Genomic DNA, 25,404 nt, shown 5'->3' with positions numbered 1-25,404 from the left:
GCGGACCCCCGCTTTCTCCGAGCACCGCAGGTTGCCCGCAGCGAAGCGGAGGGACACAGACAGTGGGGTCGCCTTCTTTTGCTTACTTTTCTTGGCGAGACAAGAAAAGTAAGTCGCCCGCCGGGGCGAGACCCGGCCAACGCCCTTCGCAAGAAGAGCAAAGCCAAGAACAACCCAAACCCAGGAAGTCAACATAGAGCCAGCATCTCCAGACAAGCCCTCCGATGCGCCTCCCCTTGCGAAGGCTTCAACACCCGCCCGCCAACACGAACCCCATAGTCCACCCCCAACCGATCCGCCATCAACACCCAGGCACACAACCGAGAAACCCGCCCTTCACCATCGGCCAACCCAGTAGCCTGCGCATCCAGCCAAAGCTCCTCGCGTTGCGTCTGCTGAGCATCCCGACTCACGAACTCCTCAGACCCCGCAGCCAACGCCTGCGCCGCCTTCTTCCAGACCACCAGCTTCAACGGATCCCCCCGCCGATAAGCCCGCACCCCGTCATACTCCCCAGCCCCCAGAGACCGCACAACAGAAGAAACAGCCGCAGACCCCGACAACGGTTCCCCCGCAGGCAAAGGCGGCGGATGCACCTCAGGCGCCGGATACACCAGCATCCGAGAAGCCGGCCGCCACACCGTCCACACGCGAAAAGTACCCAGCGGAAACCGCGTCTCCGCCGTCAACGCCGGCACCGGATGCAACCCCCTTCGCTCCGGCAGAAAAGCGATCTCCACCGTCGAGCTGCCCTGCGCCGGCACATCGGTCCAGGCCCATTGCCCGCTGCCGCGAACCGCCATCCCGATCCCGTAGCGCACCCCGCGCCGCGCGTTGTGCAGCACCACCCGGAACACCGCCGCGCTCCCCGCGTAATGCGCATCGGGCGGCATCAGGTGCATCGCCAGCCCGCGCAAGGTGCCGTGGCAAACGTGCATGCCCACCGCCACGCTGCCCGCGAGCAGGAAGGTCAGCAGGTAGCCGAGGTTGAGCTGGTAGTTGATCGACGCCACCAGCAGCACCAGCAGCGTGAGCGCCAGGGTCCAGCCGGCGCGCGTGGGCACGATGTAGACGTTGCGCTGCGTGAGCTCGAGCGTGTCCGACGGCGGCCGGCGCGAGAGGAACCAGCCGTCGATGCGCGAGCGGATGGCGCCGACGGCGTTCACGGCAGCGGCACCGCCGCGATCATCGCCCGCACCTGCTCGACCGCGCCGCGACCGGCATCGCCGACCGGCGTGAGGCGGTGCGCCACCGTCTGCGGCAGCACGGCCTGCACGTCGTCGGGCGCGACGTAGTGGCGGTTGGCGAGCAGGGCCTGGGCCTTGGCGGCGCGCAGCACGGCGATGCCGGCGCGCGGCGACAGGCCCTGCAGGAACCAGCGGCCCGAGCGGGTGGCGGCGATCAGGTCCTGCACGTAGTTCAGCAGCGGCTCGGCGGCGTGCACCTGCTGCACGCGCTGCTGCAGCGCGGTCAACTCGCCGGGCGTGAGCAGCGCGGGCAGGGTGGCCAGCATCTCGCGGCGGTCGATGCCGGACAGCAGCTGGCGCTCGGCGGCGCGGTCGGGGTAGCCGAGCGAGATGCGCATCAGGAAGCGGTCGAGCTGCGACTCGGGCAGCGCGAAGGTGCCGAGCTGGTCCTGCGGGTTCTGCGTGGCGATCACGAAGAAGGGAGTGGGCAGGGGGCGGGTCTCGCCCTCGATCGTCACCTGCTTCTCCTCCATCGCCTCGAGCAGCGCGCTCTGGGTCTTGGGGCTGGCGCGGTTGATCTCGTCGGCCAGCAGCACCTGCGAGAAGATCGGGCCCGGATGGAACACGAAGGCCTGCTGGCCGCGGTCGTAGATCGCCACGCCCGAGAGGTCGCCCGGCATCAGGTCGGCCGTGAACTGCACGCGCGAGAACTGCAGGCCGAAGGTGTGCGAGAGCGCATGGGCCAGGGTGGTCTTTCCGACCCCGGGCACGTCCTCGATCAACAGGTGGCCGCCGGCCAGCAGGCAGGCCACGCAGTCGCGCACCTGGGCCTCCTTGCCCACGATCACCGTGTTAAGCTGGCTTAGCAAAGTGGCAAGCTTCGCGGCAACGTCCATATTTGTATCCATATGCAAACGATACCGTAAGACCCGGCAGCCCCGCGCCGCGTGAGGTCTAGACGCGACACCGAGACATGGGCAAGACCGGTTACTTCACTCATCGCGACTGCTGGAAGCACGACATGGGCCGGGGTCATCCCGAATGCCCCGAGCGCCTGGATGCCATCGAGGACCGGCTGCTGGCCACCGGCGTCGGCGACGCGCTCGAGCGGCGCGACGTCCCGCTGGCCACGCTGCCGCAGATCACCCGGGCGCACAGCACCGAACACGTCGAGTACCTCGAGGCGCTGCACCAGCGGCTGGTGGCCGACGAGCCGGTCGGCGGCCCCGACCATGCGCACATCGACCCCGACACCGCGCTCAACCGCTTCACGCTGCTGGCGGCCCGGCGCGCCGCCGGGGCGGCCATCGCCGCCACCGACGCGGTGATCGCCGGCGAGGTCGAGAACGCCTTCTGCGCCGTGCGTCCGCCCGGCCACCATGCCTGCCGCGAGCAGGCGATGGGCTTCTGCTTCCTCAACAACGTCGCGATCGCGGCGCGCCATGCGCTCGAGGTGCACGGCTTCGACCGCGTGGCCGTGGTCGACTTCGACGTGCACCACGGCAACGGCACCGAGAACATCCTGTCGGACGATCCGCGCGTGCTGATGGTCGGCTTCTTCCAGCACCCGTTCTATCCCTACAGCGGCACCGAGCATCCGGCGTCGAACATGCTCAACCTGCCGATCCCGGCCTACACCAAGGGCATGGACGTGCGCGAGATGATCGAGGCGATCTGGATGCCCCGGCTCGAGGCGTTCCGGCCGCAGATGGTGTTCGTGAGCGCGGGTTTCGATGCGCACCGGGAAGACGATCTCGGGCAGCTCGGTCTCAACGAAAACGACTTCGCCTGGATCACCGACCGCATCCGCGACGTGGCGCGCCGCCATTCGCGCGGACGCATCGTCTCGATGCTCGAGGGCGGCTACAACCTCGACGCGCTCGCGCGCAGCGTGGAAGCGCACATCCGGGTGCTGGCCGACCTCTGATCCGAAGGGCGCGGGCGCACCCCGGTGGTGCGCCGAGCGCGCCGTGTGTGGGCCCGGCCCCTTTTGCTGCAAGAGATGAACTTCAACGACTTCACCCAACGACTCGCGCAGGTCGATGCGCGCGGCATCGCCATCGAGCTGGCCGCGCTCGCCGCCTGCATCGCCCTGGCCTGGGGCATCTGCCGCTGGTTCGGGCGCGACCAGCCCAAGGACTCGATCTGGTTCGGCGAGCGCACCTTCGATGGCGTGCTGTTCCCGCTCATGGCGCTGGTGTTCGCCGAGCTCGCGCGGCGGCTGGTGGCCGAGTACCAGACCATCCTGGTGCTGCGCATCGGCGTCTCGGTGTTCCTGTCGCTCGCCGTCATCCGGCTGTTCGCGCGCGTACTGCGCGCCGTGTTCCCGGCCTCCAACCTCGTGCGGCTGCTCGAGCGCACCATCTCGTGGCTGGCCTGGCTCGCGGCCGTGCTCTGGATCATCGGCCTGCTGCCGCCGGTGCTGGCCGAGCTCGACGACATCACGCTGGCCTTCGGCAAGACCAAGGTGAGCCTGCAGACCATCATCCAGGGCGCGCTGTCGGCCGGCCTGGTGCTGGTGATCGCGCTGTGGATCGCCTCGACGATCGAGAAGCGCATCCTGCGCGAGGCCGTCACCGACCTGTCGATGCGCAAGGTGGCCTCGAACGCGGTGCGCGCGCTGCTGCTGCTCGTGGGCCTGCTGTTCGCGCTGTCGGCTGTGGGCGTGGACCTCACGGCGCTGTCGGTGCTCGGCGGCGCGCTCGGCGTCGGCCTGGGCTTCGGCCTGCAGAAGCTGGCGGCCAACTACGTGAGCGGCTTCGTGATCCTGCTCGAGCGCTCGATCCGCATCGGCGACAACGTCAAGGTCGATACCTTCGAGGGCCGCATCACCGACATCAAGACCCGCTACACGCTGATCCGCGCCGGCAACGGCCGCGAGGCGATCGTGCCGAACGAGTCGCTGATCACCTCGCGCGTGGAGAACCTCTCGATCGCGGACCGCAAGTTCAACATCACGACCAGCATCGTGGTCGGCTACGAGAGCGACGTGGCGCAGGTGCAGGCGATCCTCTGCGATGCCGCCAAGGCCCAGTCGCGCGTGATGACCGACCCGGCGCCGGTGGCCTTCCTGATGAACTTCGCGCCCGACGGGCTGGAGTTCACGCTGAACTTCTGGGTCGCCGATCCCGACAAGGGCAAGGACAACCTGCGCTCGGCGATCAACGTCGCGATCCTCGAAGGCCTGCGCGCCGCGAAGATCGACATTCCCTATCCGCAGCGCGTGCTGCGCGTGGAGTCGCTGCCGCCCGGGATTTCGCCGCCGGCGGACGCTGCTCTATAATCGAGGAAAAGCACGACCGTTCTTTTTTCGCCCCGCGGCGTGAATCGGAATCAGATCAGAGACGGCAAAGGTCGCGTCCTAGAATGACCGGTTGCTCTCGAAGCCCCCTTTTTGCAATCCCAATGGAGTCAAGTCAATGAAGGTTCTTGTGCCTGTCAAACGGGTCGTCGACTACAACGTGAAGGTGCGCGTCAAGAGCGACGGCACGGGCGTGGACATCGCCAACGTCAAGATGAGCATGAACCCCTTCGACGAGATCGCCGTCGAAGAGGCCGTGCGGTTGAAGGAAAAGGGCGTGGTGACCGAGGTCATCGCCGTTTCGTGCGGCGACGCCAAGTCGCAGGAAACCCTGCGCACCGCGATGGCCATCGGCGCCGATCGCGGCATCCTGGTCGAGACCTCGGAAGAACTGCAGCCGCTGGCCGTCGCCAAGCTGCTCAAGGCGCTGGTCGACAAGGAGCAGCCCCAACTGATCATCCTCGGCAAGCAGGCCATCGACGACGATGCCAACCAGACCGGCCAGATGCTGGCCGCGCTGGCCGACCTGCCGCAAGCCACCTTCGCGAGCAAGGTCGAAGTCGCCGGTGACAAAGCCAACGTGACCCGTGAAGTCGACGGTGGCCTCGAGACCGTCTCGCTCACGCTGCCGGCCGTCATCACGACCGACCTGCGCCTCAACGAGCCGCGCTACGTCACGCTGCCCAACATCATGAAGGCCAAGAAGAAGCAGCTCGACACCTTCAAGCCCGAGGACCTCGGCGTGGACGTCAAGCCGCGGCTGAAGACCCTCAAGGTCTCGGAACCGCCGAAGCGCGGCGCCGGCATCAAGGTGCCCGACGTGGCGACCCTGGTGGACAAGCTGAAGAACGAAGCCAAAGTGATCTGAGGAAGACAACGAACATGACCGCACTCGTCATTGCCGAACACGACCACGCCAGCATCAAGCCGGCCACCCTCAACACCGTGACCGCCGCGCTCGCCTGCGGTGGCGACGTCCACGTGCTCGTGGCCGGTGCCAACGCGGCCGAAGCCGCCAAGGCCGCTGCCCAGATCGCTGGCGTCACCAAGGTCATCGCAGCCGACAGCCCGAGCCTCGCCGAGAACCTCGCTGAAAACGTCGCGGCGCAGGTCCTCGCGATCGCTTCCAACTACAGCCACATCCTGTTCCCCTCGACCGCCAACGGCAAGAACGTCGCGCCGCGCGTGGCGGCCAAGCTCGATGTCGCGCAGATCAGCGACATCACCAAGGTCGACAGCCCCGACACCTTCGAGCGTCCGATCTACGCGGGCAACGCCATCGCCACCGTGCAGAGCAGCGATGCGACCAAGGTGATCACCGTTCGCACGACCGGCTTCGACGCCGCGGCCGCCACCGGTGGCAGCGCAACGGTCGAAACCGCCGAAGGCGTGGCCGACAGCGGCAAGAGCAGCTTCGTCGGCCGCGAGGTCACGAAGAGCGAACGCCCCGAACTGACGGCCGCCAAGATCATCGTCTCGGGCGGCCGCGCGCTGGGCAGCGCCGAGAAGTTCACCGAAGTGATGGCCCCGCTGGCCGACAAGCTCAACGCCGGTCTCGGTGCCAGCCGCGCCGCCGTCGACGCGGGCTACGCGCCCAACGACTGGCAAGTGGGCCAGACCGGCAAGATCGTGGCGCCGCAGCTGTACATCGCCGCGGGCATCTCCGGCGCGATCCAGCATCTGGCCGGCATGAAGGACTCCAAGGTGATCGTGGCGATCAACAAGGACGAGGAAGCGCCGATCTTCTCGGTCGCCGACTACGGCCTCGTGGCCGACCTGTTCACGGCCGTGCCGGAACTGGTCAAGGCGCTCTGATCGCGCCATTGCATTGAGCCAGAGGGCATCGTTCGCGATGCCCTTTTCACATCCGCAGTATCGGGAGACATGAGATGAGCTACACCGCCCCCCTCAAGGACATGCTGTTCGACATCGAGCACCTGGCCAACATCGGCGAGATCGCCAGGCTGCCCGGCTTCGAGGACGCCGGCCTCGAGACCGCGCAGGCCGTGCTCGAGGAATGCGCGCGCTTCAACCAGGACGTGATCGCGCCGCTCAACGTCGCGGGCGACCGCAATCCCTCGTCGTTCAAGGACGGCGAGGTCACGACCACGGCCGGCTTCAAGGACGCCTTCGCGCAGTACGTGTCGGGCGGCTGGCAGGGCCTGCAGCATCCGGCCGACTTCGGCGGCCAGGGCCTGCCCAAGACCATCGGCGCCGCCTGCGGCGAGATGCTGAACTCGGCCAACATGAGCTTCGCGCTGTGCCCGCTGCTCAGCGACGGCGCCATCGAGGCGCTGCTGACCGCGGGCTCCGACGAACTCAAGGCCACCTACCTCGAGAAGCTCGTGAGCGGCCAGTGGACCGGCACGATGAACCTCACCGAGCCACAGGCCGGCAGCGACCTCGCGCTGGTGCGCAGCCGCGCCGAGCCGCAGCCCGACGGCAGCTACAAGGTCTTCGGCACCAAGATCTTCATCACCTACGGCGAGCACGACATGGCCGAGAACATCGTGCACCTCGTGCTGGCGCGCGTGAGCGGCGCGCCCGAGGGCGTGAAGGGCATCAGCCTGTTCGTGGTGCCGAAGTTCCTGCTGAACGCCGACGGTTCGCCGGGCGCGCGCAACGACGTGCACTGCGTGAGCATCGAGCACAAGATGGGCATCAAGGCCTCGCCGACCGCGGTGCTGCAGTACGGCGACCACGGCGGTGCCGTCGGCTATCTGGTGGGCCAGGAGAACCGCGGCCTCGAGTACATGTTCATCATGATGAACTCGGCCCGCTACGCGGTGGGCATGCAGGGCATCGCGATCGCCGAGCGCGCCTACCAGCATGCCGTGGCCTATGCCAGGGAGCGCGTGCAGAGCCGCCCGGTCGATGGCTCGATCAATGCCAGCGCGGCGATCATCCATCACCCCGACGTGAAGCGCATGCTGATGACCATGCGTGCCTACACCGAAGGCTGCCGCGCGATGGCCAGCGTGGCCGCCGCGGCCTACGACGCCGCGCACCACCATCCCGATGCCGACGCGCGCAAGCAAAACCAGGCCTTCTACGAATTCATGGTGCCGCTGGTCAAGGGCTACAGCACCGAGATGAGCCTGGAGGTGACCTCGCTGGGCGTGCAGGTGCACGGCGGCATGGGCTTCATCGAGGAGACCGGCGCGGCGCAGTACTACCGCGACGCGAAGATCCTCACGATCTACGAAGGCACGACCGCGATCCAGGCCAACGACCTCGTGGGCCGCAAGACCGCGCGCGACGGCGGCCAGACCGCCAAGGCCATCGCCGCGCAGATCGAGAAGACCGAGGCGGAGCTCGCGAAGAACGACAGCGCCGCCGCCAAGGCCGTGCTCAAGCGCCTGAAGGCCGCGCGCGAGGCCTTCGTCGAGGTGGTGGATTTCGTCGCGGGCCAGACCAAGGCCTCGCCCAACGCGGTGTTCGCGGGCAGCGTGCCCTACCTGATGCTCGCGGGCAACCTGGTGGCCGGCTGGCAGCTCGCGCGTTCGCTGATCGTGGCGCAGGACCAGGCCTCGCACAACGTCGACGTCGACTTCATGCAGGCCAAGATCACCACGGCGCGCTTCTATGCCGAGCACATCCTCGCGAAGGCGCCGGGCCTGCGCGACAGCATCGTCGACGGCGCCGAGAGCGTGAACGCATTGGCGCTCGAGGCCTTCTGACATCCGGACTTCCGTACGCGAAGGTCGCAAAGGTTACGCAAAGGACGCGAAAGAGAAATCAAAATTTGGTTTTTGCTTTTGCGCACTTCGCGGAATCTTCGCGTCCTCCGCGTCCGGCTGTCCGCTTCCGAATTCAACAACCCCTGAGACAACGACCATGTCGAAACTGCCCCCCGTGCTCGCGAACCTGCCGCTGCCGATCATCGGCTCGCCGCTGTTCATCATCAGCAACCCCAAGCTCGTGATCGCGCAATGCAAGGCCGGCGTGGTCGGCTCGATGCCGGCGCTCAACGCGCGGCCCGCGGCGCAGCTCGAGGAGTGGCTGATCGAGATCACCGAGGAGCTCGCGGCCTACAACAAGGCCAACCCCGACAAACCCGCCGCGCCCTTCGCCATCAACCAGATCGTGCACAAGAGCAACGACCGCCTCGAGCACGACATGGAGATGGTGGTGAAGTACAAGGTGCCGATCGTCATCACCTCGCTGGGCGCGCGCACCGACGTCAACGACGCGGTCCACAGCTACGGCGGCGTGACCTTGCACGACGTGATCAACAACAAGTTCGCGCAGAAGGCGATCGAGAAGGGCGCCGACGGCATCGTCGCGGTGGCGGCCGGTGCCGGCGGCCATGCGGGCATCAAGAGCCCGTTCGCGCTGATCCAGGAAATCCGCCAGTGGTTCGACGGCCCGATCGCGCTGTCGGGCGCTATCGCCACCGGCGGCGCGGTGCTCGCGGCGCAGGCCATGGGCGCCGACTTCGCCTACATCGGCACTGCCTTCATCGCCACCGAGGAAGCGCGCGCGAGCGATGCCTACAAGCAGGCCATCGTCGAGGGCACTTCGGACGACATCGTCTACTCGAGCCTGTTCACCGGCGTGCACGGCAACTACCTCGCGCCCAGCATCGTCAACGCCGGCATGGACCCGGCAAACCTGCCCGAGGGCGACGTGAAGACCATGAGCTTCTCGGGCGGCGATGGCAGCAAGGCCAAGGCCTGGAAGGACATCTGGGGCTCGGGCCAGGGCATCGGCGCGATCAGCGAGGTGTCGAGCGCCGGCGTCTTCATCGAGAAGCTCAAGCGCGAATACCAGGAGGCTCGCCAGCGGCTCGCGCTTTGAGAACGCGTTCCTAGCGTGAACGACCTGCCGGCCCCGGCGGCGAGTGCCGCGCCTGCTCCCGCCGCGCGGCGGGAGCGCATGCCGCTGCTCGACGCGGCCAAGGGGCTCGCCTGCGCGGTGATCGTCGGGCATCACCTGTCGCGCTACGGGCCGATGCCCGCGGGCGCGTTGCCGCTCGCGCCCGATTTCCTCGGCTGGCTGGCCAGCGACGGGCGGCTCGCGGTGCAGATCTTCCTGGTGATCGCCGGCTTCCTGGCCGCGGCCAGCCTCGCGCCCGACGGGCTGCTGCGCATCGACCGCCCGCTGGTGCGCATCGTCCAGCGCTACGGCCGGCTGGTGATGCCCTACCTCGCCGCGCTCACCGTCTGCGTGCTGGTGGCGGCCGCGGTGCGGCCCTGGCTCGACGCCGACCTCGTGCCGGCCTCGCCGAGCATCGGCCAACTGCTCGCGCACGGGCTGCTGCTGCAGGACCTGCTGGGCTACGAGGCGCTGTCCACCGGCGTCTGGTACGTGGCGATCGACTTCCAGCTGTTCGCGCTGGCGCTCACCTTGATCGGCCTGCCGGCGCTGCTCGCGCCCTCGGCCGACCAGGCGCGCCGGCCCGGCGAAGCCGCGCGCCGGCGCTGGCTCGCGGTGCTGCTGGTGCTCGGCGTGGCCGTCGCGTCGCTGGCGCTGTTCAACCGCGATGCCGAACTCGACGACACAGCCTTCTATTTCTTCGGCGCCTACGGCCTCGGCATGCTGGTGTTCTGGATCGGCCGCGCCACGCGCGCGAGCACCTGGCAGAGCGCGGTCGCCTTGCTGCTGCTGGTGGGCACGGGCGCGCTGGCGCTCGAATGGCGCAGCCGCATCGCGACCGCGCTGGTCACGGCGCTGCTGATCGCGGTGGCGCAGCGGCGGCAGTGGCTGTCGCCGCCGCGCTGGCCGCTGGCGGCGGTCGCGCTGCAGCGGCTGGGACGCATGTCCTATTCGCTGTTCCTGATCCACTTCCCCGTGCTGCTCGCGGTGAATGCCGCGGTGGTGCGGCTCGGGCCGCACGCGCCCTGGGTCGACGGGCTCGGCATGCTCGCGACCTTCGGCCTGTCGATCGCCGCGGCCGCGCTGCTGTACCGCTGGGTCGAGACCCGGCCGGCCTCGTGGCGCGCCGTCGCCGCGCTGTTCGCGGGGCTGCTGATCAGCGGCATCGTCGTCTCGCACTGAGATCCCGCCGGCCATTGCGGCCGCACGCGTTCCTTCGTTGACTTGCGCCCGCCCGGCGAAGCGGGCAGGCTTCGCCGTGCTCGCTGTCCGGTCAGGTTTTCGGTATCATTGTGGAAATTTCAGTAAATACTGAAAATTCACGAAATCAAAAACAGATGAACCCTTCCGCCCACCGTCGACCCCTGCGTGCCCTGGCCCGGCCGGAGATCGGCGGCGTGGTGCAGGGCGCGGCGGCCCTGTTGTGGCTGCCGCAGGCGGCGCTGCTGGCGGGGGCGGTGCAGGCGCTGGCCGATGGGACCGATGGCGGCGGGCTGGCCGCGGTGCTGTGGCCGGCGCTCGGCATCCTCTCGTTCGGCTGGCTGCGCGCCGCCTGCGAAGCCTGGGGCGCGCGGCGCACCTTCGGGCGGGCGCGTGCTCGGCTCTCGGACTTGCGCGCCCAGGCCGCGGAGGCACTGGCCGGCGCCTCGCCGCTCGACCGCGGTCGCGTGCCCTCGGGCCTGGCCGCGAGCGCGCTGGCCGAGCAGGCCGAGGCGCTGGTGCCCTACCTGGTGCGCTACCAGCCCGCGCGCTGGCGCGCCACGGTGGTGCCGCTCGCGATCCTCGCCGCGGTCGCGAGCCAGACCTGGGTGGCGACGCTGGTGCTGCTGTTCGCGGCGCCGCTGATCCCGCTGTTCATGGCCATCGTCGGCTGGCGCGCCAAGGCGGCCAGCGAGGCGCAGATGGTGCAGATGGGCGGCATGAACGCCTTCCTGCTCGACCGCCTGCGCGGCCTCGCGACCCTGCGCGCGCTCGGCGCGGTCGATGCCACGGCGGCGCGGCTCGCCGATTCGGCGCAGTCGCTGCGCGAACGCACCATGGCCGTGCTGCGCATCGCCTTCCTGTCCTCGGCCGTGCTCGAGCTGTTCTCGGCGCTGGGCGTGGCGATGGTGGCGGTCTACGTCGGCTTCCACCTGCTGGGCACGCTGGGCTTCGGCACCTGGAACGGGCCGCTGAGCCTGGGCCAGGGCCTGTTCGTGCTGCTGCTCGCGCCGGCCTTCTTCGAACCGCTGCGCGAACTCTCGGCCGTGTGGCACGACCGCGCGGCGGGCGAGGCCGCGCTCGAGGCGCTCGAGGGCCTGCGGCGCGAGGCGCTGCCGCTGCCGGGCGCCCACGCGCCGGACGTGCACGTGGTCTCGATGCAGCCCTCGAACGCCGTGCCCTCGGTGGTCGTGCACGACCTGCACTTCGCCTGGCCCGGCGAATCGCGCCACGTGTTCGAAGGCTGCGAGCTGCGCGTCGCCGCGGGCGAGCACATCGCGCTGGCAGGCGCCAGCGGTGCCGGCAAGACCGCGCTGCTGTCGCTGCTCGCGGGCCTGGTGCCGGCGCAGCACGGCGAGATCCTGATCGGCGGCGTGCCGATGAACGACCGCACGGCCGCCGCGCTGCGCGCGCGCATCGGCTGGATGGGCCAGAAGCCGCACGTGTTCGCGGGCCCTGTCGCCGCCAATGTCGCGCTGGGTCGGGCGCTCGACGCGGGCAGCGTCGAGGCCGCGATGCGCTTCGCGCAGCTCGAGCATGTCGCGCAGGCGCATCCGGGCGCGGCGCTGGGCGAGGGCGGCCTGGGCCTGTCGGGCGGCGAGGCCGTGCGCCTCGCGCTGGCGCGCATCGCGGTCCATCCGCAGGCCGACCTGCTGCTGGTCGACGAGCCCACCGCCCACCTCGACACCGAGACCGCGCGGCGCGTGGCCGATGCGCTGCTCGCGCTCGCGCGCGGCCGCACCATGATCGTCGCGACGCACGACCCCGCGCTGGCCGCGCGCCTGGACCGCGTCGTGCAGCTCGGCGCCGATGTCGCGGAGAAGGCCGCATGAAGCCGAACACGCACCGTCACACCGGCGAGCTGCGCCTGGTGCTGCGCCCCTTCTTCGCGGCCCAGTCGCGCGCCTTGCGCTGGGGCGCGCTGCTGGCCGCCGTGACCGTGCTCACCGGCATGGCGTTGCTCGGGCTCTCGGGCTGGTTCATCACCGCCACCGCGCTCGCGGGCCTGCATGCGGCCACGGCCTTCACCTTCGACGTGTTCGCGCCCTCGGCCGGCATCCGGCTGCTGGCGCTGGGCCGCACCGCCTCGCGCTACGGCGAGCGGCTGGTCACGCACGACGCCACCTTCGGCGCGCTGGCCGCGCTGCGCGTGCGGCTGTTCCGCGGCTGGGCGCGGGCCGAGGCGGCGCGCGCGCTGGCGCTGCGTCCGGCGCGCCTCTTGTTCCGGCTCACCAGCGACATCGATGCGCTCGAATCGCTCTACCTGCGCCTGCTGGTGCCCGCCGCCGCCGCGCTCGGCGCCGCGTTGCTGGCCGGCCTGGTGCTCGGCACGATGCATGCCGCGATGGGCGCGGCGCTCGCGGCCTGGCTCGTGGCCGTGGGCTGGGGCCTGGCCTTCGCGGTGTCGCGCCGCGCGCGCCGTCCGGCCTTGCGGCGCGCCCGCGCCATCGAAACCCTGCGCGAGCGCGCGGCCGACCTGGTGGCCGGCCAGACCGAGCTCGCGATGGCCGGCCGCCTCGACGCGCAGCGCGAGGCGCTGGCCGCGGCCGACCGCCGGCTGGCGCGCGCCGACCTCGCGCTCAACCGTCTCGAAAGCACGGCCGGCCTGGCCTATGGCGGCGCGGGCACGCTCACGCTGGTGGCCGTGCTGCTCGCGGTGGCGGCGCTGGTGGGCGAGGGCGTGATCGGCGCACCCGCTGCCGCGCTCGCGCTGCTGGTGGCGCTCACCGCGCTCGAACCCTTCGCCGCGCTGCGCCGCGGCGCGCTCGACGCGGGCCGCACCTGGCTCGCGGTGCGTCGCCTGGCACCCCGCATGGCGCAGGACGATGCGCCCACCGCGCCACCGCTTCCGGAAGACGCATCGCTCGCGCTGCGCCTCGAGGCCATCGAGGCCTTCCACCGCGCCAGCACCGTGCCCGCGCTCGAAGACCTGTCGCTGACCATCGCCGAAGGCGAGCGCGTCGCCATCGTCGGCCCGAGCGGCAGCGGCAAGTCCACGCTGCTCGCGGTGATCGCGGGCGAGCTCGCGCCGCGCCGAGGCGATGTGGCCGCGCTGCCGTGCTGCCTGCTGACGCAGCGCACCGAACTGTTCGAGGACACGCTGCGCGACAACCTGCGGCTGGCCGATCCCGCTGCCGACGACGAACAGCTGTGGGCCGTGCTGCAGGCCGCGGGCCTGGCCGACGACGTGCGCGACCTGTCGGCCGGCCTGTCCACGCGCCTCGGCGAGGGCGGCCTCGGCCTCTCGGGCGGCCAGTCGCGCCGCCTCGCGCTCGCGCGCCTCATCCTGCGCCCGGTGCCGCTGTGGCTGCTCGACGAGCCCACCGAGGCGCTCGATGCCGCGGTCGCGCACGACGTGCTGCAGCGCCTCGCGCGCCATGCCGAGGGCCGCACGCTCGTGATCGCCACCCACCTGCGGCGCGAGGCCGCGCTCGCCGACCGGCTGCTGCGCATCGAGGACGGCCGCATCGCCGCCGACCTGCGGCGCGGCAGCGAGGCCTTCGCGCACGCGCTGCGGCAACTGCGCGCCGATTGAACGACACCGAAGCAACGCCAACCACTCCACCACGAAGAACACAGGGAACACAAAGGAAGCCATCATGGATCTCGACATCGTCGCCTTGTCGCGACTTCAATTCGCCGTCACGGCGCTCTACCACTTCCTCTTCGTCCCGTTGACGCTGGGCCTCTCGGTCGTCATCGCGATCATGGAGACCGTCTACGTCATGACGGGCCGCGTGATCTGGCGCGACATGACGAAATTCTGGGGCGTGCTGTTCGGCATCAACTTCGCGATGGGCGTTGCCACCGGCGTGGTGATGGAGTTCCAGTTCGGCATGAACTGGAGCTACTACAGCCACTACGTGGGCGACATCTTCGGCGCGCCGCTGGCCATCGAGGGCCTGATGGCCTTCTTCATGGAAGCGACCTTCGTCGGCCTGTTCTTCTTCGGCTGGGACCGGCTCTCCAAGGTCGGCCACCTGGCCACCACCTGGGCCGTGGCCATCGGCTCCAACTTCTCGGCGCTGTGGATCCTGATCGCCAACGGCTGGATGCAGAACCCGGTGGGCGCGGCCTTCAATCCGCAGACCATGCGCATGGAGGTCACCGATTTCGCCGCCGTGCTGACCAACCCGGTGGCGCAGGCCAAGTTCGTGCACACGGTATCGGCCGGCTATGTCTGCGCGGCGGTGTTCGTGCTGGGCATCTCGGCCTGGTACCTGCTCAAGGGCCGCCACATCGAGCTCGCCAAGCGCTCGATGACGGTGGCCGCCTCCTTCGGCCTCGCGGCCTCGCTGTCGGTGGTGGTGCTGGGCGACGAGAGCGGCTACCTCTCGACCGAGCACCAGAAGATGAAGCTCGCGGCCATCGAGGCCATGTGGGAGACCCAGCCCGCGCCCGCGGCCTTCACCGCCTTCGGCTTTCCCGACCAGGCCGCGCGCGAGACCCACTACGCGATCCACATCCCGGGCGTGATGGGGCTGATCGGCACGCGCTCGCTGACCACCGTGATCCCGGGCATCGACGAGCTCGTGAAGCGCGCCGAGGCACGCATCCGCGAAGGCATCAAGGCCTACGACGCGCTGCAGAAGATCCGCGAGGCCGGCGGCAAGCCGGTCACGCAGGGCGTGCGCGACGCCTTCGAGAACAACGGCGTCGACATGGGCTATGCGCTGCTGCTCAAGCGCTACGTGGACGATCCGCGCCAGGCCACCGACGAGCAGATCGCCAAGGCGGCCTGGGACACGGTGCCGCAGGTGGCGCCGCTGTTCTGGCTGTTCCGCATCATGGTGGGCATCGGCATGCTGCTGATCCTTTTGACCGGCACCTTCTTCGTGCTGTCGGCGCGCCGCACGCTGGACCGCCACCGCTGGCTGCTCAAGGCCGCGGTGCTCGCGATACCGCTGCCGTGGATCGCGGCCGAGGCCGGCTGGCTGGTGGCCGAGTTCGGCCGCCAGCCCTGGGTGATCGAGGGCGTGCTGCCGACCGCGGTGGCGGTTTCGAACATCGGCATCAAGTCGGTGCTGTTCACGCTCGCGGGCTTCGTCGCCATCTACACCGTGCTGCTGGTCATCGAGCTCAAGCTGATGGTCAAGGCGATCCGCAAGGGGCCGGTCGCCGAGCACTCGCCCGACGAGGGCGATGCGCGTTCGCACGTTCCGCCCGCCCACGCCGTCTCGACCACCGGGAGCGCCGCATGATCCTCCACACACTCCTCGACTACGACACCCTGCGCTTCATCTGGTGGGCGCTGATCGGCGTGCTGCTGGTCGGCTTCGCCGTCACCGACGGCTTCGACCTCGGCAGCGGCATGCTGCTGCCGTTCGCGGCGCGCAACGACGTCGAGCGCCGGCTCGTCATCAACAGCGTGGGCCCGGTCTGGGAAGGCAACCAGGTCTGGCTGATCCTCGGCGGCGGCGCCGTGTTCGCGGCCTGGCCGCAGCTCTACGCCGTCTCGTTCTCGGGCTTCTACCTCGCGATGTTCGTCGTGCTCTCGGCGCTGATCCTGCGGCCGGTGGCCTTCAAGTTCCGCAGCAAGCGCGAGTCGCCGCAATGGCGCGCGCGCTGGGACGGCGTGCTGTTCTTCAGCGGCCTGGTGCCCGCGCTGATCTTCGGCGTGGCGGTGGGCAACGTGCTGCAGGGCGTGCCGTTCCGCTTCGCGACCGACATGCACATCCACTACGACGGCAGCTTCCTCGGACTGCTGAACCCCTTCGCGCTGCTGTGCGGGCTGGTGTCGGTGGCGATGATGGCGATGCACGGCGCGGCCTGGCTGCAGCTGAAGACCGCCGGCCCCGTGGCCGAGCGCTCGCGCCGCTACGGCATGGTCGCGGCCGCCGCCACCATCGTGCTCTATGCGACGGCGGGCTTCTGGATGGCCTCGGCCATCGGCGGCTACCGCATCACCAGTGTGGTCGATACCATGGGGCCATCGAATCCGCTGCTCAAGTCGGTCGAGCTGCAGGCCGGTGCCTGGTTCGCGAACTACGCGGCCCACCCCTGGACCCTGGCCGCGCCGGTGGCCGGCTTCGCGGGCGCGCTGCTGGCGCTGGCCGGGCTCGCGCTGCGGCGCGAACTGCTCGCGCTGCTGGCCGGCGCGCTCGGCATCGCCGGCATCATCCTGAGCGTGGGCGCCTCGATGTTCCCGTTCATCCTGCCGTCCTCGATCGATCCGCGCGCCAGCCTCACCGTGTGGGACTCGTCCTCGAGCCACCTCACGCTGTTCATCATGCTGGTGGTCACGGCCATCTTCATCCCGCTGATCGTGGCCTACACGACCTGGGTCTACCACGTGCTGTGGGGCAAGGTCGACGAGAAGGCGATCCGCGAGGAACGCGGTCACGCGTACTGATTGCAAGGAAGGAAAAGAACGATGTGGTACTTCGCCTGGATCCTCGGCCTGCCGCTGGCGGCCGCCTTCGCGGTGCTCAATGCGATGTGGTTCGAGCTGATGGCCGACGACGCCGTCCGCAAGGAGAAATTCGAGATGCCGGAAACGCCGGAGGGGCAGGAGCGTCTGTGAGGGGGTGAGGCCGTCCGCATGCGACGGCCCTCGCTCAGGCGTCCGGCTTCTTTCGCTTCGCCGCCCCGCCCGTGATGCGGTCCTTGAGCGTCAGCACCCGCGTCACCGTCGCGCCCATGCCCATGAGCTGCATCGCGGTCTCGGGCGACAGCCGCTGCACGTCGTCGAACCACTTCATCAGCCGGTCGATCAGGTCGTGCATCTCGCGCATGCGCTCCTGCGCATGGCGCTCGGCCTCGCTGTGGGGCGACTCGAGCAGGGCGTTGCGCAGCATCGAGAGCGTGGGCTCGATCTCGCGGCGGCGGCGCTCCTCGGCCAGCACGCGGAAGATCTCCCACACGTCCGACGGTGCCTCGAAGTATTCGCGCCGGTCGCCGGGCTGGTGGCGCAGGCGCACCAGGCGCCAGGCCTGCAGCTCCTTCAGGCCCATGCTCACGTTGGAGCGCGAGAACTCGAGCAGCTCGGCGATCTCGTCGGCATTGAGCGGGCGCTCCGAGAGGAAGATCAGCGCGTAGATCTGGCCGACGGTGCGGTTGATGCCCCACTTGCTGCCCATCTCGCCGAAATGGGCGACGAACTGGCGGTTGAGCGGGGGCAGGTCGGAGGTGGGAGGCATGGGGCGATTGTCGCCCGGGCCTTGCGGTGGTTCCGGAACCTTCTGAAAACTCAGGGCGCCGGCAGGGAATCGCCACCGCCCGTCGCGGCCACGCGGCGCCGGTACGAGCCCGGCGCTCCGCCGGTCCAGGTCTTGAAGGCGCGCTGGAAGGCCGCGCTGTCGGCAAAGCCCAGCTCCGCCGCCAGCGCCGCCAGCGGCACCGCGCTGGTGGCCAGCCGCACGATCGCCACGTCGCGCCGCAACTGGTCCTTGAGCGCCTGGAACGAGGTGCTCTCGGTCGCCAGGTGGCGCTGCAGGGTGCTGACCGACATGTGCAGGCTGGCGGCCACGGTCGCGAGGTCGGCCCAGGCCGGGCGCTTCTGCTGCAGGATCTCGCGCACCTTGGCGCTGATGGGCTGCTCGGCCAGCCGCGGCAGGATCACGTTGCCGGGCGAGGCCGCGAGGAAGTCGCGGATCGCATGCGCGTCGCGGTGCATCGGCGTGCGCAGCGCCTCGGCGTCGAACCACACGGCCGAGCAGGGCTGGCCGAAGCGCAAGGTGCCCGGGAACACCTTGGCATAGCCGGCCGCGTAGGGCGGCAGCGCGAAGCCGAAGTCGAAGCGCCGCGCCGCCAGCCGCCCGCCGTGCAGCCAGGCCAGCAGGCGCCAGTACACGCGCAGCATCAGCTCGTGCAGGAAGTTCTGGTGGCCGATCGCGGGGTTCTCGATCGCGATGCCGAAGCCCGCGAGCTCGCCCTCGCGCAGCAGCACCAGCCGCAGGTCGTCCTGCAGCAGGCTGAAGGTGTGGGCCACGCGGCGCAGCGCATGGCCGAAATCGGGGGCGCCGAGCGTGGAGCGTGCGATCAGCGCCAGGCTGCCGCGGCGCATCCGGCGCGTGAGGAAGCACAGCGACTCGTCGTCGAGCCGGTCCATCAGGAGCGCGAACAGCGCCACGTACTGCTCGGCCGTGACGCGCGCGCCCGGCTCGGCCAGCAGCGGCGGCGGCACGCCCGCGTCTTCCAGCGCCCGGTCGATGTCGATGGGGGCGGCGGCGCCGCGGGCACGGATGCCGGAGAGCATGCCTTCGACGAAGGCGATCGGGATGGTGACGGGCGGTTGCAGCATGGGAGAGGGCGATTCGACCGTACACGGGACGCGCCGGGCCGTCGATTGACGTTTTCTGCAATGCGAACAACGCGAAGCGCAATCGCCGGCCCGGGCCCGGATTTCTACCATGCGCTCACGCCAGAAACAGACCTACAAAGGCGTGACGACAAGACCAACGATTAGGAGACGAGCCACCATGTACCTGACCCAGGCGCTGCACCGCGCGATGCAGCAGAAACCGGACAAGACCGCGGTGCGCTTCGGCAGCCGCAGCAAGAGCTTCCGCGAATTCGGCGAACGCGTGGCCCGGCTGGCCGGCGCGCTGCGCAAACTCGGCATGAAGAACGGCGACCGGGTCGCGATGCTGTCGCTCAATTCCGACCGCTACCTCGAATACCAGATGGCCGTGCCCTGGGGCGGCGGCGTGCTCAATCCCTGCAACATCCGCTGGTCGCCGGCCGAGATCCTCTATTCGCTCGAGGACTCGGGCTCGCAGATCCTGCTGGTCGACGACGCCTTCCGCGCCGCCGCCGAGCAACTGCGCGGCCAGTCCACCACCTTGCGCGAGCTGGTCTACTGCGGCGACGGCGCGGTGCCCGCCGGCATGCTCGGCTACGAGGCGCTGCTCGACAGCGCGGCGCCGGTGCCCGACGCCTACCGCCATGGCGACGACCTCGCCGGCATCTTCTACACCGGCGGCACCACGGGTTTTCCCAAGGGCGTGATGCTGAGCCACGCCAACCTCTGCGCCTCGGCGCTGGCCGCGCAGGCCGAGGGCATGGCGCCGGCCGAGGGCTGCTACCTGCATGCGGCGCCGATGTTCCACCTGGCCGACATGGGCATCTCGGGGCCGCACTGGTTCCAGGGCAACACGCACGTGGTGATCCCGATGTTCAACCCCGAGGCCGTGCTCGACGCGATCGAGCGCGAGCGCGTGACGCAGACGCTGCTGGTGCCGACCATGATCCAGATGCTGGTCGACCATCCCGCCATGCGCGACAGGCCGCGCGAGCTCGGCAGCCTGCGCGGCATCGCCTACGGCGCCTCGCCGATCTCCGAGGCCGTGCTCAACCGCGCGATGGCGGCGCTGCCGGGCGTGGACTTCGTGCAGGCCTATGGCATGACCGAGCTGTCGCCGGTCGCCACCATCAACCCCGCCTGGTACCACACGGTCGAGGGCCGCAAGGCCGGCAAGCTGCGCTCGGCCGGCCGCGCGAGCTTCTGCATGGAAGTGCGCATCGTCGATGCCGAGGGCGCCGAGGTGCCGCGCGGCACGGTGGGCGAGGTGGCGGTGCGCGGGCCGAACGTGATGCTCGGCTACTGGAACAAGCCCGAGCAGACGGCCGCCGCGGTGCGCGAGGGCTGGATGCACACCGGCGACGGCGCCTACATGGACGACGACGGCTTCATCTTCGTGGTCGACCGCATGAAGGACATGATCATCAGCGGCGGCGAGAACATCTACTCGGCCGAGGTCGAGAATGCCATCGCCCAGCATCCGGCGGTCGCGGCCTGCGCGGTCATCGGCATCCCGAGCGAGGAGTGGGGCGAGGCCGTGCATGCGGTGCTGGTCGCCAAGCCGGGGCAGCCGGTCACGGCCGACGAGCTGATCGCGCACTGCAAGACCCTGATCGCGGGCTACAAGTGCCCGCGCAGCGTGGCGCTGGTCGAGGCGTTGCCGCTCTCGGGTGCCGGCAAGGTGCTCAAGACCAAGCTGCGCGAGCCGTTCTGGAAGGACCGCCAGCGCGCGATCGCCTGATCTTTTCGTTTCGCTTCCATTCATTACACAGAGAGGAATTCCCATGACCCAGGATGTGCATGTCGTCGGTGTCGGCATGATCCCCTTCACCAAGCCCGGCGCGAACCTGCCCTATCCGCAGATGGCGGCGCAGGCCCTCAACGCGGCGCTGGCCGATGCCGGCATCGGCTACGAGCAGGTGCAGCAGGCCTACGTGGGCTATGTCTACGGCGACTCCACGGCCGGCCAGCGCGCGCTCTACGAGGTCGGCATGACCGGCATCCCGGTGGTCAACGTCAACAACAACTGCTCGACCGGCTCGACCGCGCTGTTCCTCGCGCGCCAGGCCGTGGCCAGCGGCGCGGCCGACTGCGTGCTCGCGCTCGGCTTCGAGCACATGAGCCCGGGCGCGCTGGGCGCGGTGTTCAACGACCGGCCCAGCCCCTTCGACCGCTTCGAGGCCATCACCGACGAGCTGGTGGGCAACGAGCAGGTGCCGCTCGCGCTGCGCTACTTCGGCGGCGCGGGGCTGGCCCACATGCAGCAGTACGGCACGCAGCTGTCGACCTTCGCGAAGATCCGTGCCAAGGCCAGCCGTCATGCATCGAACAATCCGGTGGCGCTGTTCCGCAGCGTCGTGACCGAGGACGAGGTGCTGGCCACGCCCGTGATGTGGCCCGGCGTGATGACGCGGCTCATGGCCTGCCCGCCGACCTGCGGCGCGGCCGCCGCCATCGTCTGCTCGGCCGAGTTCGCGCAGCGCCACGGCCTGGACCGCAGCGTGCGCATCAAGGCCCAGGCCATGACCACCGACAAGCCGGTGAGCTTCGAGGCGCGCGACATGCGCGAGGTGGTCGGCTTCAGCATGGCGCGCGAGGCGGCGCAGAAGGTCTACGAGGCGTCGGGCGTGGGCCCGCAGGACATCGACGTGGTCGAGCTGCACGACTGCTTCGCGCACAACGAGCTGATCAGCTACGAGGCGCTGGGCCTGTGCCCGGTGGGCGGGGCCGAGAAGTTCGTGGTCGAGGGCGACAACACCTACGGCGGCAAGGTCGTGACCAATCCCTCGGGCGGCCTGCTGTCCAAGGGCCACCCGCTGGGCGCCACCGGGCTCGCGCAATGCACAGAGCTGGTCCAGCAGCTGCGCGGCACGGCCGACAAGCGCCAGGTCGAGGGTGCGCGGCTCGCGCTGCAGCACAACCTGGGCCTGGGCGGCGCCTGCGTGGTCACGCTCTACGAGCGCGTCTGAAGAAAGGCCCGGCGATGATCGACAGGAAATGGATCGGCCACGAGCTGCCCGCCTCGGTGCTGCCGCTGGAGCGCACGCGGCTGCAGTTCTTCGCCAAGGCGATCGGCGAGACCGATCCGGTCTACACCGACCTCGCCGCCGCGCGCGATGCCGGCTATGCCGACCTGCCCGCGCCGCCCACCTTCCTGTTCGCGGCCGAGCTCGACTCGGGCGCGTCCAGCCAGCTGCTGGCCGACCTGGGCATACCGCTGGCCAAGCTGCTGCACGGCGAGCAAGGCTTCAGCTACCACCGCGCGGCCTGCGCGGGCGACACCGTCACGGTGCGCTCGACCATCACCGACATCTACGACAAGAAGAACGGCGCGCTCGAGTTCGTGGTGAAGAGCTCGCGCGCCACCAACCAGCGCGACGAACTGGTGGCCGAGCTGCGCACCGTGATCGTCTGCCGGCATTGAGCCCGAGGAACCCCATGACCGCACCGAACCACGACACCGTGCAGGTCGGCGACGAACTGCCGCCGCTGCAACTGCCGCCGGTCGACCGCACCACGCTCGCGCTGTTCGCGGGCGCCTCGGGCGACCACAACCCGATCCACATCGACATCGACTTCGCGCGCCGCGCCGGCATGCCCGACGTGTTCGCGCAGGGGATGCTGGGCATGGCCTGGCTCGGCCGGCTGCTCACGCAGTGGGCACCGCAGTCGCAACTGCGCCGCTTCGACGTGCGCTTCCAGGGCCTGACCCACCTGGGCCATGCGGTGCGCTGCACGGGCCGCGTGGTCGAGAAGCTCGAGCGCGACGGCGAGCGCTGCGTGCGCGTCGAAGTCAGCAGCACCAACCAGCATGGCCAGGTGCGGATCGCGGGCGAGGCGCTGGTGGCGCTGGCCTAGGGATCGGCAACGAAGAAAGACATCCAGACATGACATCCAGACTCGAAGGCAAGGTCGCCCTCATCACCGGCTCGGGCCGCGGCATCGGCCGCTCGATCGCGCTCAAGCTCGCTTCGGAAGGCGCGCGCGTGGTGGTCAACGACCTCGACGCCGGCCCCGCGGACGAGACCGTGCAGGCGATCCGCGCCGCCGGCGGCCAGGCCGTGGCCTGCAACGGCAGCGTGGCCGCGCCCGATTTCGCCGAGCGCTTCGTCGGCACCGCGGTCAGCGAATTCCAGGGCCTCGACATCATCGTCAACAACGCCGGCTACACCTGGGACAGCGTGGTGCAGAAGATGACCGACGAGCAGTGGTACGCCATGCTCGACGTGCACCTCACGGCGCCGTTCCGCATCCTGCGCGCGGCGCAGCCCGTGATCCGCCAGCTCTCGAAGACCGAGACCGAGGCCGGCCGGCGCACCGTGCGCAAGGTGGTCAACATCTCCTCGGTGGCCGGGCTGTTCGGCAACGCGGGCCAGGCCAACTACGCGACCGCCAAGGCCGGCATCGTCGGCATGACGCAGACGCTGGCCAAGGAATGGGGGCGCATGAACGTCACCGTCAACTGCGTGGCCTTCGGCTTCATCCAGACCCGGCTGACCGCGAGCGCGGCCGATGCGACCACCGCCAACATCGACGGCCGCGAGATCAAGGTCGGCATCAACCCCGGCCTGCTGTCGATGATGGAGCAGACCATTCCGCTGGGCCGCGGCGGCACGCCCGAGGAAGCGGCCGGCGCGGTCTACCTGCTGTGCATTCCCGAGTCGGACTACGTCAGCGGCCAGACGCTGATGTGCACCGGCGGTCTCACGGGCATCTGAGATGCCGCTCGAGCACGGCATCGCCTGGTCGGTGGAGGAGGGCATCGGCCGCATCGTGCTGCGCCGTCCCGAACGCGCCAACGCGATCGGGGCCGCGAGCAGCCGCGCGCTGGTGCGCGCGATCGACGAGGTGCTGGCGGCTGCGCCGCGCGTGGTGCTGCTGACCGGCGAAGGCCGGGTGTTCTGCGCCGGTGGCGACATCGAGGAGTTCGTCGCGGCCGGGGAAGACCTCCCCGCGCTGGTCGATGAAATCCTCGATCCCTTGCATCCGGCGCTGCTGCGGCTGGTGAACGGTCCGGCACCGCTCGTGACGGTGCTCAACGGCGCGGTCGGCGGGGCGGGCGTGGGGCTCGCGCTGGCCGGCGACTTCGTGCTCGCGGCCGAGTCGATGAAGCTGCGCACCGGTTATGCGGCCATCGGCCTGTCGCCCGACGCGGGCAGCTCGTGGTTCCTCGCGCGGCGCATCGGTGTGCTGCGCGCGCAGCAGTGGCTGATGCTCAGCGACCCCATCGACAGCCGACGCTGCCTGGCGGCCGGCGCGGTCGATGCGCTGCATCCCGACGCCGAACTGGCAGCGGCCGGCGAGGCACTGGCGCGGCGGCTGGCCGCGGGCGCACCCGGGTCCTTCGCCGCGATCAAGGTGCTGTGCGCCGATGCGCCGGGCCGCACGCTCGAGGCGCACCTGGCGCTCGAGCACCGCCTGCTGCGCGAGCGCGCCGGCAGCGCCGATGCGCGCGAGGGCGTGGCGGCCTTCCTGCAGAAGCGCGCGCCGCGGTTCGGCGCCGGCTGAATTCAGGCCGCGGGCGGATTCGTCGGCGGCAATCCGCCGGCCGGCGCGTCGCTCGCCACCGGCGCCTTCTCCTTGCGCCGGAACAGCTTGCCCGCGCCCCACAGCGCGCCGCCTACCGCCACCGCGATGATCTTGGCGAACTTGGCCAGGAAGGCCGCGATCACCGCGAACAGGCCGAGCTTCTTGACCGCCGCGCCCGCCACCAGCGCCGCGAGGCCATAGGCCGCGACCTTGTCGGTGGAGGCATCGAAGTCGGCATAGCGCTTGCCGTCGTCGTACTGCAGCGCCGCCAGCAGCTGGGTCGCGTCGGGCTTGTACTTCTCGAGGTCGTTGGCGTTGGTCACGAGGTTCAGGCTGATGTAGCCCTCGCGTCCCAGCGCATAGGTGTTGTAGTTGACGCCCTGGCTGCCCGAGGCCTCGTCCTTGTGCCTGGAGAGCGCCGACCACACGAGGCGGTGCACCGAGGCGTCGTACTGCGGCTTCTGCGCCCAGCCCGTGACCTCGATCGCCGGGATGCCGCGCTTGGCGCGCTCCTCGTTCGCGGCCTCGGTGCCTTCCTTGAGGCTCTTGAGCAGGTCGTCGGCGTTCCAGTCCTTGGCGTCGTCGTCCTTGATATAGCCCTCCTTCACGAACTTCACCACGGCGAACCAGTCGGCGTCGTTGTTCGGGAAGACGGCGCCGAGGAAGCTGTCGTCGACCCGGTTGCCCATGCTGCGCATGAGCTGTGCCGCGGCCGGCGTGGGCACCCAGACATAGCCGGGCGGCAGCTTCAGGTGGGCCTGGTCGCGCAGGGCGATGTCGGCCGGGCCGGTCTTCTGCACCGCGCGCGCGGCCTTGAACGCGGCCTCCTGCTCGGCTTCGAGCGAGTGGGCCGGCACGGCGGCCGAACTCGGGGGATTGGACGGCGGCGCGGCGGCGGCGGGGCCGGCGGCCAGGACGGCGAACGCGAACAGGGCGGCCGCCGACAGGCGGGCCATGGGGATCCTCATGCTCTCTCTCCTCGGTTGTTATCGGTTTTGCGAGACGCCGGGAGTCTATCGGGCGAACCGCACGGCGAAAGGGGTGCCTCGACCGCGAAGAAAGGCACGCCGGAGCCCGCGCGAAGCCCTGTGCGCCCTCGGTGGCGCCCTCTCGTCATGGCTCTGCGG

23 protein-coding genes are annotated in these 25,404 nt (G+C 69.9%); 18 read left to right on the top strand and 5 right to left on the bottom strand.

Annotated features, from left to right (window positions below):
- Nucleotides 1–188: 188 nt before the first annotated feature.
- Complete coding sequence (locus tag AC07RM_RS20910) at nt 189–1,166, bottom strand: DUF58 domain-containing protein (protein ID WP_495335731.1); 978 nt, start codon at nt 1,164–1,166, stop codon at nt 189–191.
- A complete protein-coding gene (locus AC07RM_RS20905) occupies nt 1,163–2,083 on the bottom strand; it encodes an AAA family ATPase (protein ID WP_093356147.1) in 921 nt (306 codons plus the stop codon). Before AC07RM_RS20905 ends, AC07RM_RS20910 begins: the two co-directional genes overlap by 4 nt.
- Nucleotides 2,084–2,160: 77 nt before the next feature.
- On the opposite strand from AC07RM_RS20905, the gene AC07RM_RS20900 reads away from it, so the two are divergent.
- From AC07RM_RS20900 to cydX, 12 genes are all read left to right on the top strand, one after another.
- On the top strand, nt 2,161–3,114 hold the full coding sequence (locus AC07RM_RS20900) for a histone deacetylase family protein (protein ID WP_093356145.1): 954 nt from the start codon (nt 2,161–2,163) through the stop codon (nt 3,112–3,114).
- 75 nt (nt 3,115–3,189) lie between these two features.
- Nucleotides 3,190–4,470: a mechanosensitive ion channel family protein gene (locus AC07RM_RS20895; RefSeq protein WP_093356142.1), complete on the top strand. Its 1,281-nt coding sequence runs from the start codon at nt 3,190–3,192 to the stop codon at nt 4,468–4,470.
- Nucleotides 4,471–4,606: 136 nt separating this feature from the next.
- Nucleotides 4,607–5,356: an electron transfer flavoprotein subunit beta/FixA family protein gene (locus AC07RM_RS20890; protein WP_203201717.1), complete on the top strand. Its 750-nt coding sequence runs from the start codon at nt 4,607–4,609 to the stop codon at nt 5,354–5,356.
- Between the two features lie 14 nt (nt 5,357–5,370).
- Nucleotides 5,371–6,303 (top strand): electron transfer flavoprotein subunit alpha/FixB family protein, encoded by a 933-nt coding sequence (locus AC07RM_RS20885; RefSeq protein ID WP_422096564.1) that lies wholly within the window; start codon nt 5,371–5,373, stop codon nt 6,301–6,303.
- Between the two features lie 74 nt (nt 6,304–6,377).
- Complete coding sequence (locus tag AC07RM_RS20880) at nt 6,378–8,168, top strand: acyl-CoA dehydrogenase (RefSeq protein WP_495335730.1); 1,791 nt, start codon at nt 6,378–6,380, stop codon at nt 8,166–8,168.
- Between the two features lie 157 nt (nt 8,169–8,325).
- Complete coding sequence (locus AC07RM_RS20875; protein ID WP_093355778.1) at nt 8,326–9,288, top strand: NAD(P)H-dependent flavin oxidoreductase; 963 nt, start codon at nt 8,326–8,328, stop codon at nt 9,286–9,288.
- A gap of 78 nt (nt 9,289–9,366) precedes the next feature.
- Nucleotides 9,367–10,488, top strand: coding sequence for an acyltransferase family protein (locus AC07RM_RS20870; RefSeq protein WP_495335739.1), 1,122 nt, complete (start codon nt 9,367–9,369; stop codon nt 10,486–10,488).
- Nucleotides 10,489–10,643: 155 nt separating this feature from the next.
- Nucleotides 10,644–12,338 carry a thiol reductant ABC exporter subunit CydD gene (gene cydD / locus AC07RM_RS20865; RefSeq protein WP_495335729.1) on the top strand — a complete coding sequence of 565 codons (1,695 nt, stop codon included), beginning with the start codon at nt 10,644–10,646 and terminating at the stop codon, nt 12,336–12,338.
- Nucleotides 12,335–14,041, top strand: a complete 1,707-nt coding sequence (locus AC07RM_RS20860) for an amino acid ABC transporter ATP-binding/permease protein (RefSeq protein WP_495335728.1) — start codon at nt 12,335–12,337, stop codon at nt 14,039–14,041. Before cydD ends, AC07RM_RS20860 begins: the two co-directional genes overlap by 4 nt.
- 64 nt (nt 14,042–14,105) lie before the next feature.
- Nucleotides 14,106–15,707 (top strand): cytochrome ubiquinol oxidase subunit I, encoded by a 1,602-nt coding sequence (locus tag AC07RM_RS20855; protein WP_490880077.1) that lies wholly within the window; start codon nt 14,106–14,108, stop codon nt 15,705–15,707.
- Nucleotides 15,704–16,858: a cytochrome d ubiquinol oxidase subunit II gene (gene cydB, locus AC07RM_RS20850; RefSeq protein WP_495335727.1), complete on the top strand. Its 1,155-nt coding sequence runs from the start codon at nt 15,704–15,706 to the stop codon at nt 16,856–16,858. Before AC07RM_RS20855 ends, cydB begins: the two co-directional genes overlap by 4 nt.
- A 21-nt stretch (nt 16,859–16,879) precedes the next feature.
- Entirely contained in the window at nt 16,880–17,029 is a 150-nt protein-coding gene (cydX, locus tag AC07RM_RS20845; RefSeq protein WP_093355792.1) for a cytochrome bd-I oxidase subunit CydX, read from the top strand.
- A 34-nt stretch (nt 17,030–17,063) separates the two neighbouring features.
- Here cydX and AC07RM_RS20840 read toward each other — a convergent pair whose 3' ends face one another.
- Both AC07RM_RS20840 and AC07RM_RS20835 read right to left on the bottom strand, forming a co-directional pair.
- Entirely contained in the window at nt 17,064–17,645 is a 582-nt protein-coding gene (locus AC07RM_RS20840; protein ID WP_093355795.1) for a GbsR/MarR family transcriptional regulator, read from the bottom strand.
- 50 nt (nt 17,646–17,695) lie between these two features.
- The gene (locus AC07RM_RS20835; RefSeq protein WP_398500631.1) at nt 17,696–18,748 is read right to left on the bottom strand and encodes an AraC family transcriptional regulator; all 1,053 of its coding nucleotides are present in this window, start codon (nt 18,746–18,748) and stop codon (nt 17,696–17,698) included.
- Nucleotides 18,749–18,926: 178 nt separating this feature from the next.
- Between AC07RM_RS20835 and AC07RM_RS20830 the strand changes: the two genes are divergently transcribed.
- From AC07RM_RS20830 to AC07RM_RS20805, 6 genes are read left to right on the top strand one after another with little or no spacing between them, the layout of a single operon-like run.
- Nucleotides 18,927–20,489 (top strand): long-chain-fatty-acid--CoA ligase, encoded by a 1,563-nt coding sequence (locus tag AC07RM_RS20830; RefSeq protein ID WP_495335726.1) that lies wholly within the window; start codon nt 18,927–18,929, stop codon nt 20,487–20,489.
- A 43-nt stretch (nt 20,490–20,532) separates the two neighbouring features.
- On the top strand, nt 20,533–21,717 hold the full coding sequence (locus tag AC07RM_RS20825; RefSeq protein ID WP_495335725.1) for a lipid-transfer protein: 1,185 nt from the start codon (nt 20,533–20,535) through the stop codon (nt 21,715–21,717).
- Between the two features lie 14 nt (nt 21,718–21,731).
- Nucleotides 21,732–22,172 (top strand): MaoC family dehydratase N-terminal domain-containing protein, encoded by a 441-nt coding sequence (locus AC07RM_RS20820; RefSeq protein WP_495335724.1) that lies wholly within the window; start codon nt 21,732–21,734, stop codon nt 22,170–22,172.
- Nucleotides 22,173–22,186: 14 nt separating this feature from the next.
- Nucleotides 22,187–22,606: a MaoC family dehydratase gene (locus AC07RM_RS20815; protein WP_203201704.1), complete on the top strand. Its 420-nt coding sequence runs from the start codon at nt 22,187–22,189 to the stop codon at nt 22,604–22,606.
- Nucleotides 22,607–22,635: 29 nt separating this feature from the next.
- Nucleotides 22,636–23,466 (top strand): SDR family NAD(P)-dependent oxidoreductase, encoded by an 831-nt coding sequence (locus AC07RM_RS20810; RefSeq protein ID WP_093355812.1) that lies wholly within the window; start codon nt 22,636–22,638, stop codon nt 23,464–23,466.
- Between the two features lies 1 nt (nt 23,467).
- A complete protein-coding gene (locus tag AC07RM_RS20805) occupies nt 23,468–24,256 on the top strand; it encodes an enoyl-CoA hydratase-related protein (protein WP_495335723.1) in 789 nt (262 codons plus the stop codon).
- Between the two features lie 2 nt (nt 24,257–24,258).
- Here AC07RM_RS20805 and AC07RM_RS20800 read toward each other — a convergent pair whose 3' ends face one another.
- Nucleotides 24,259–25,245, bottom strand: a complete 987-nt coding sequence (locus AC07RM_RS20800; RefSeq protein ID WP_495335722.1) for a DUF2167 domain-containing protein — start codon at nt 25,243–25,245, stop codon at nt 24,259–24,261.
- Nucleotides 25,246–25,404: the final 159 nt, after the last annotated feature.

It is taken from the genome of Variovorax sp. GW821-FHT09B05 (genome assembly GCF_059418265.1).
This window is presented reverse-complemented; position numbering and strand designations above follow the sequence as displayed.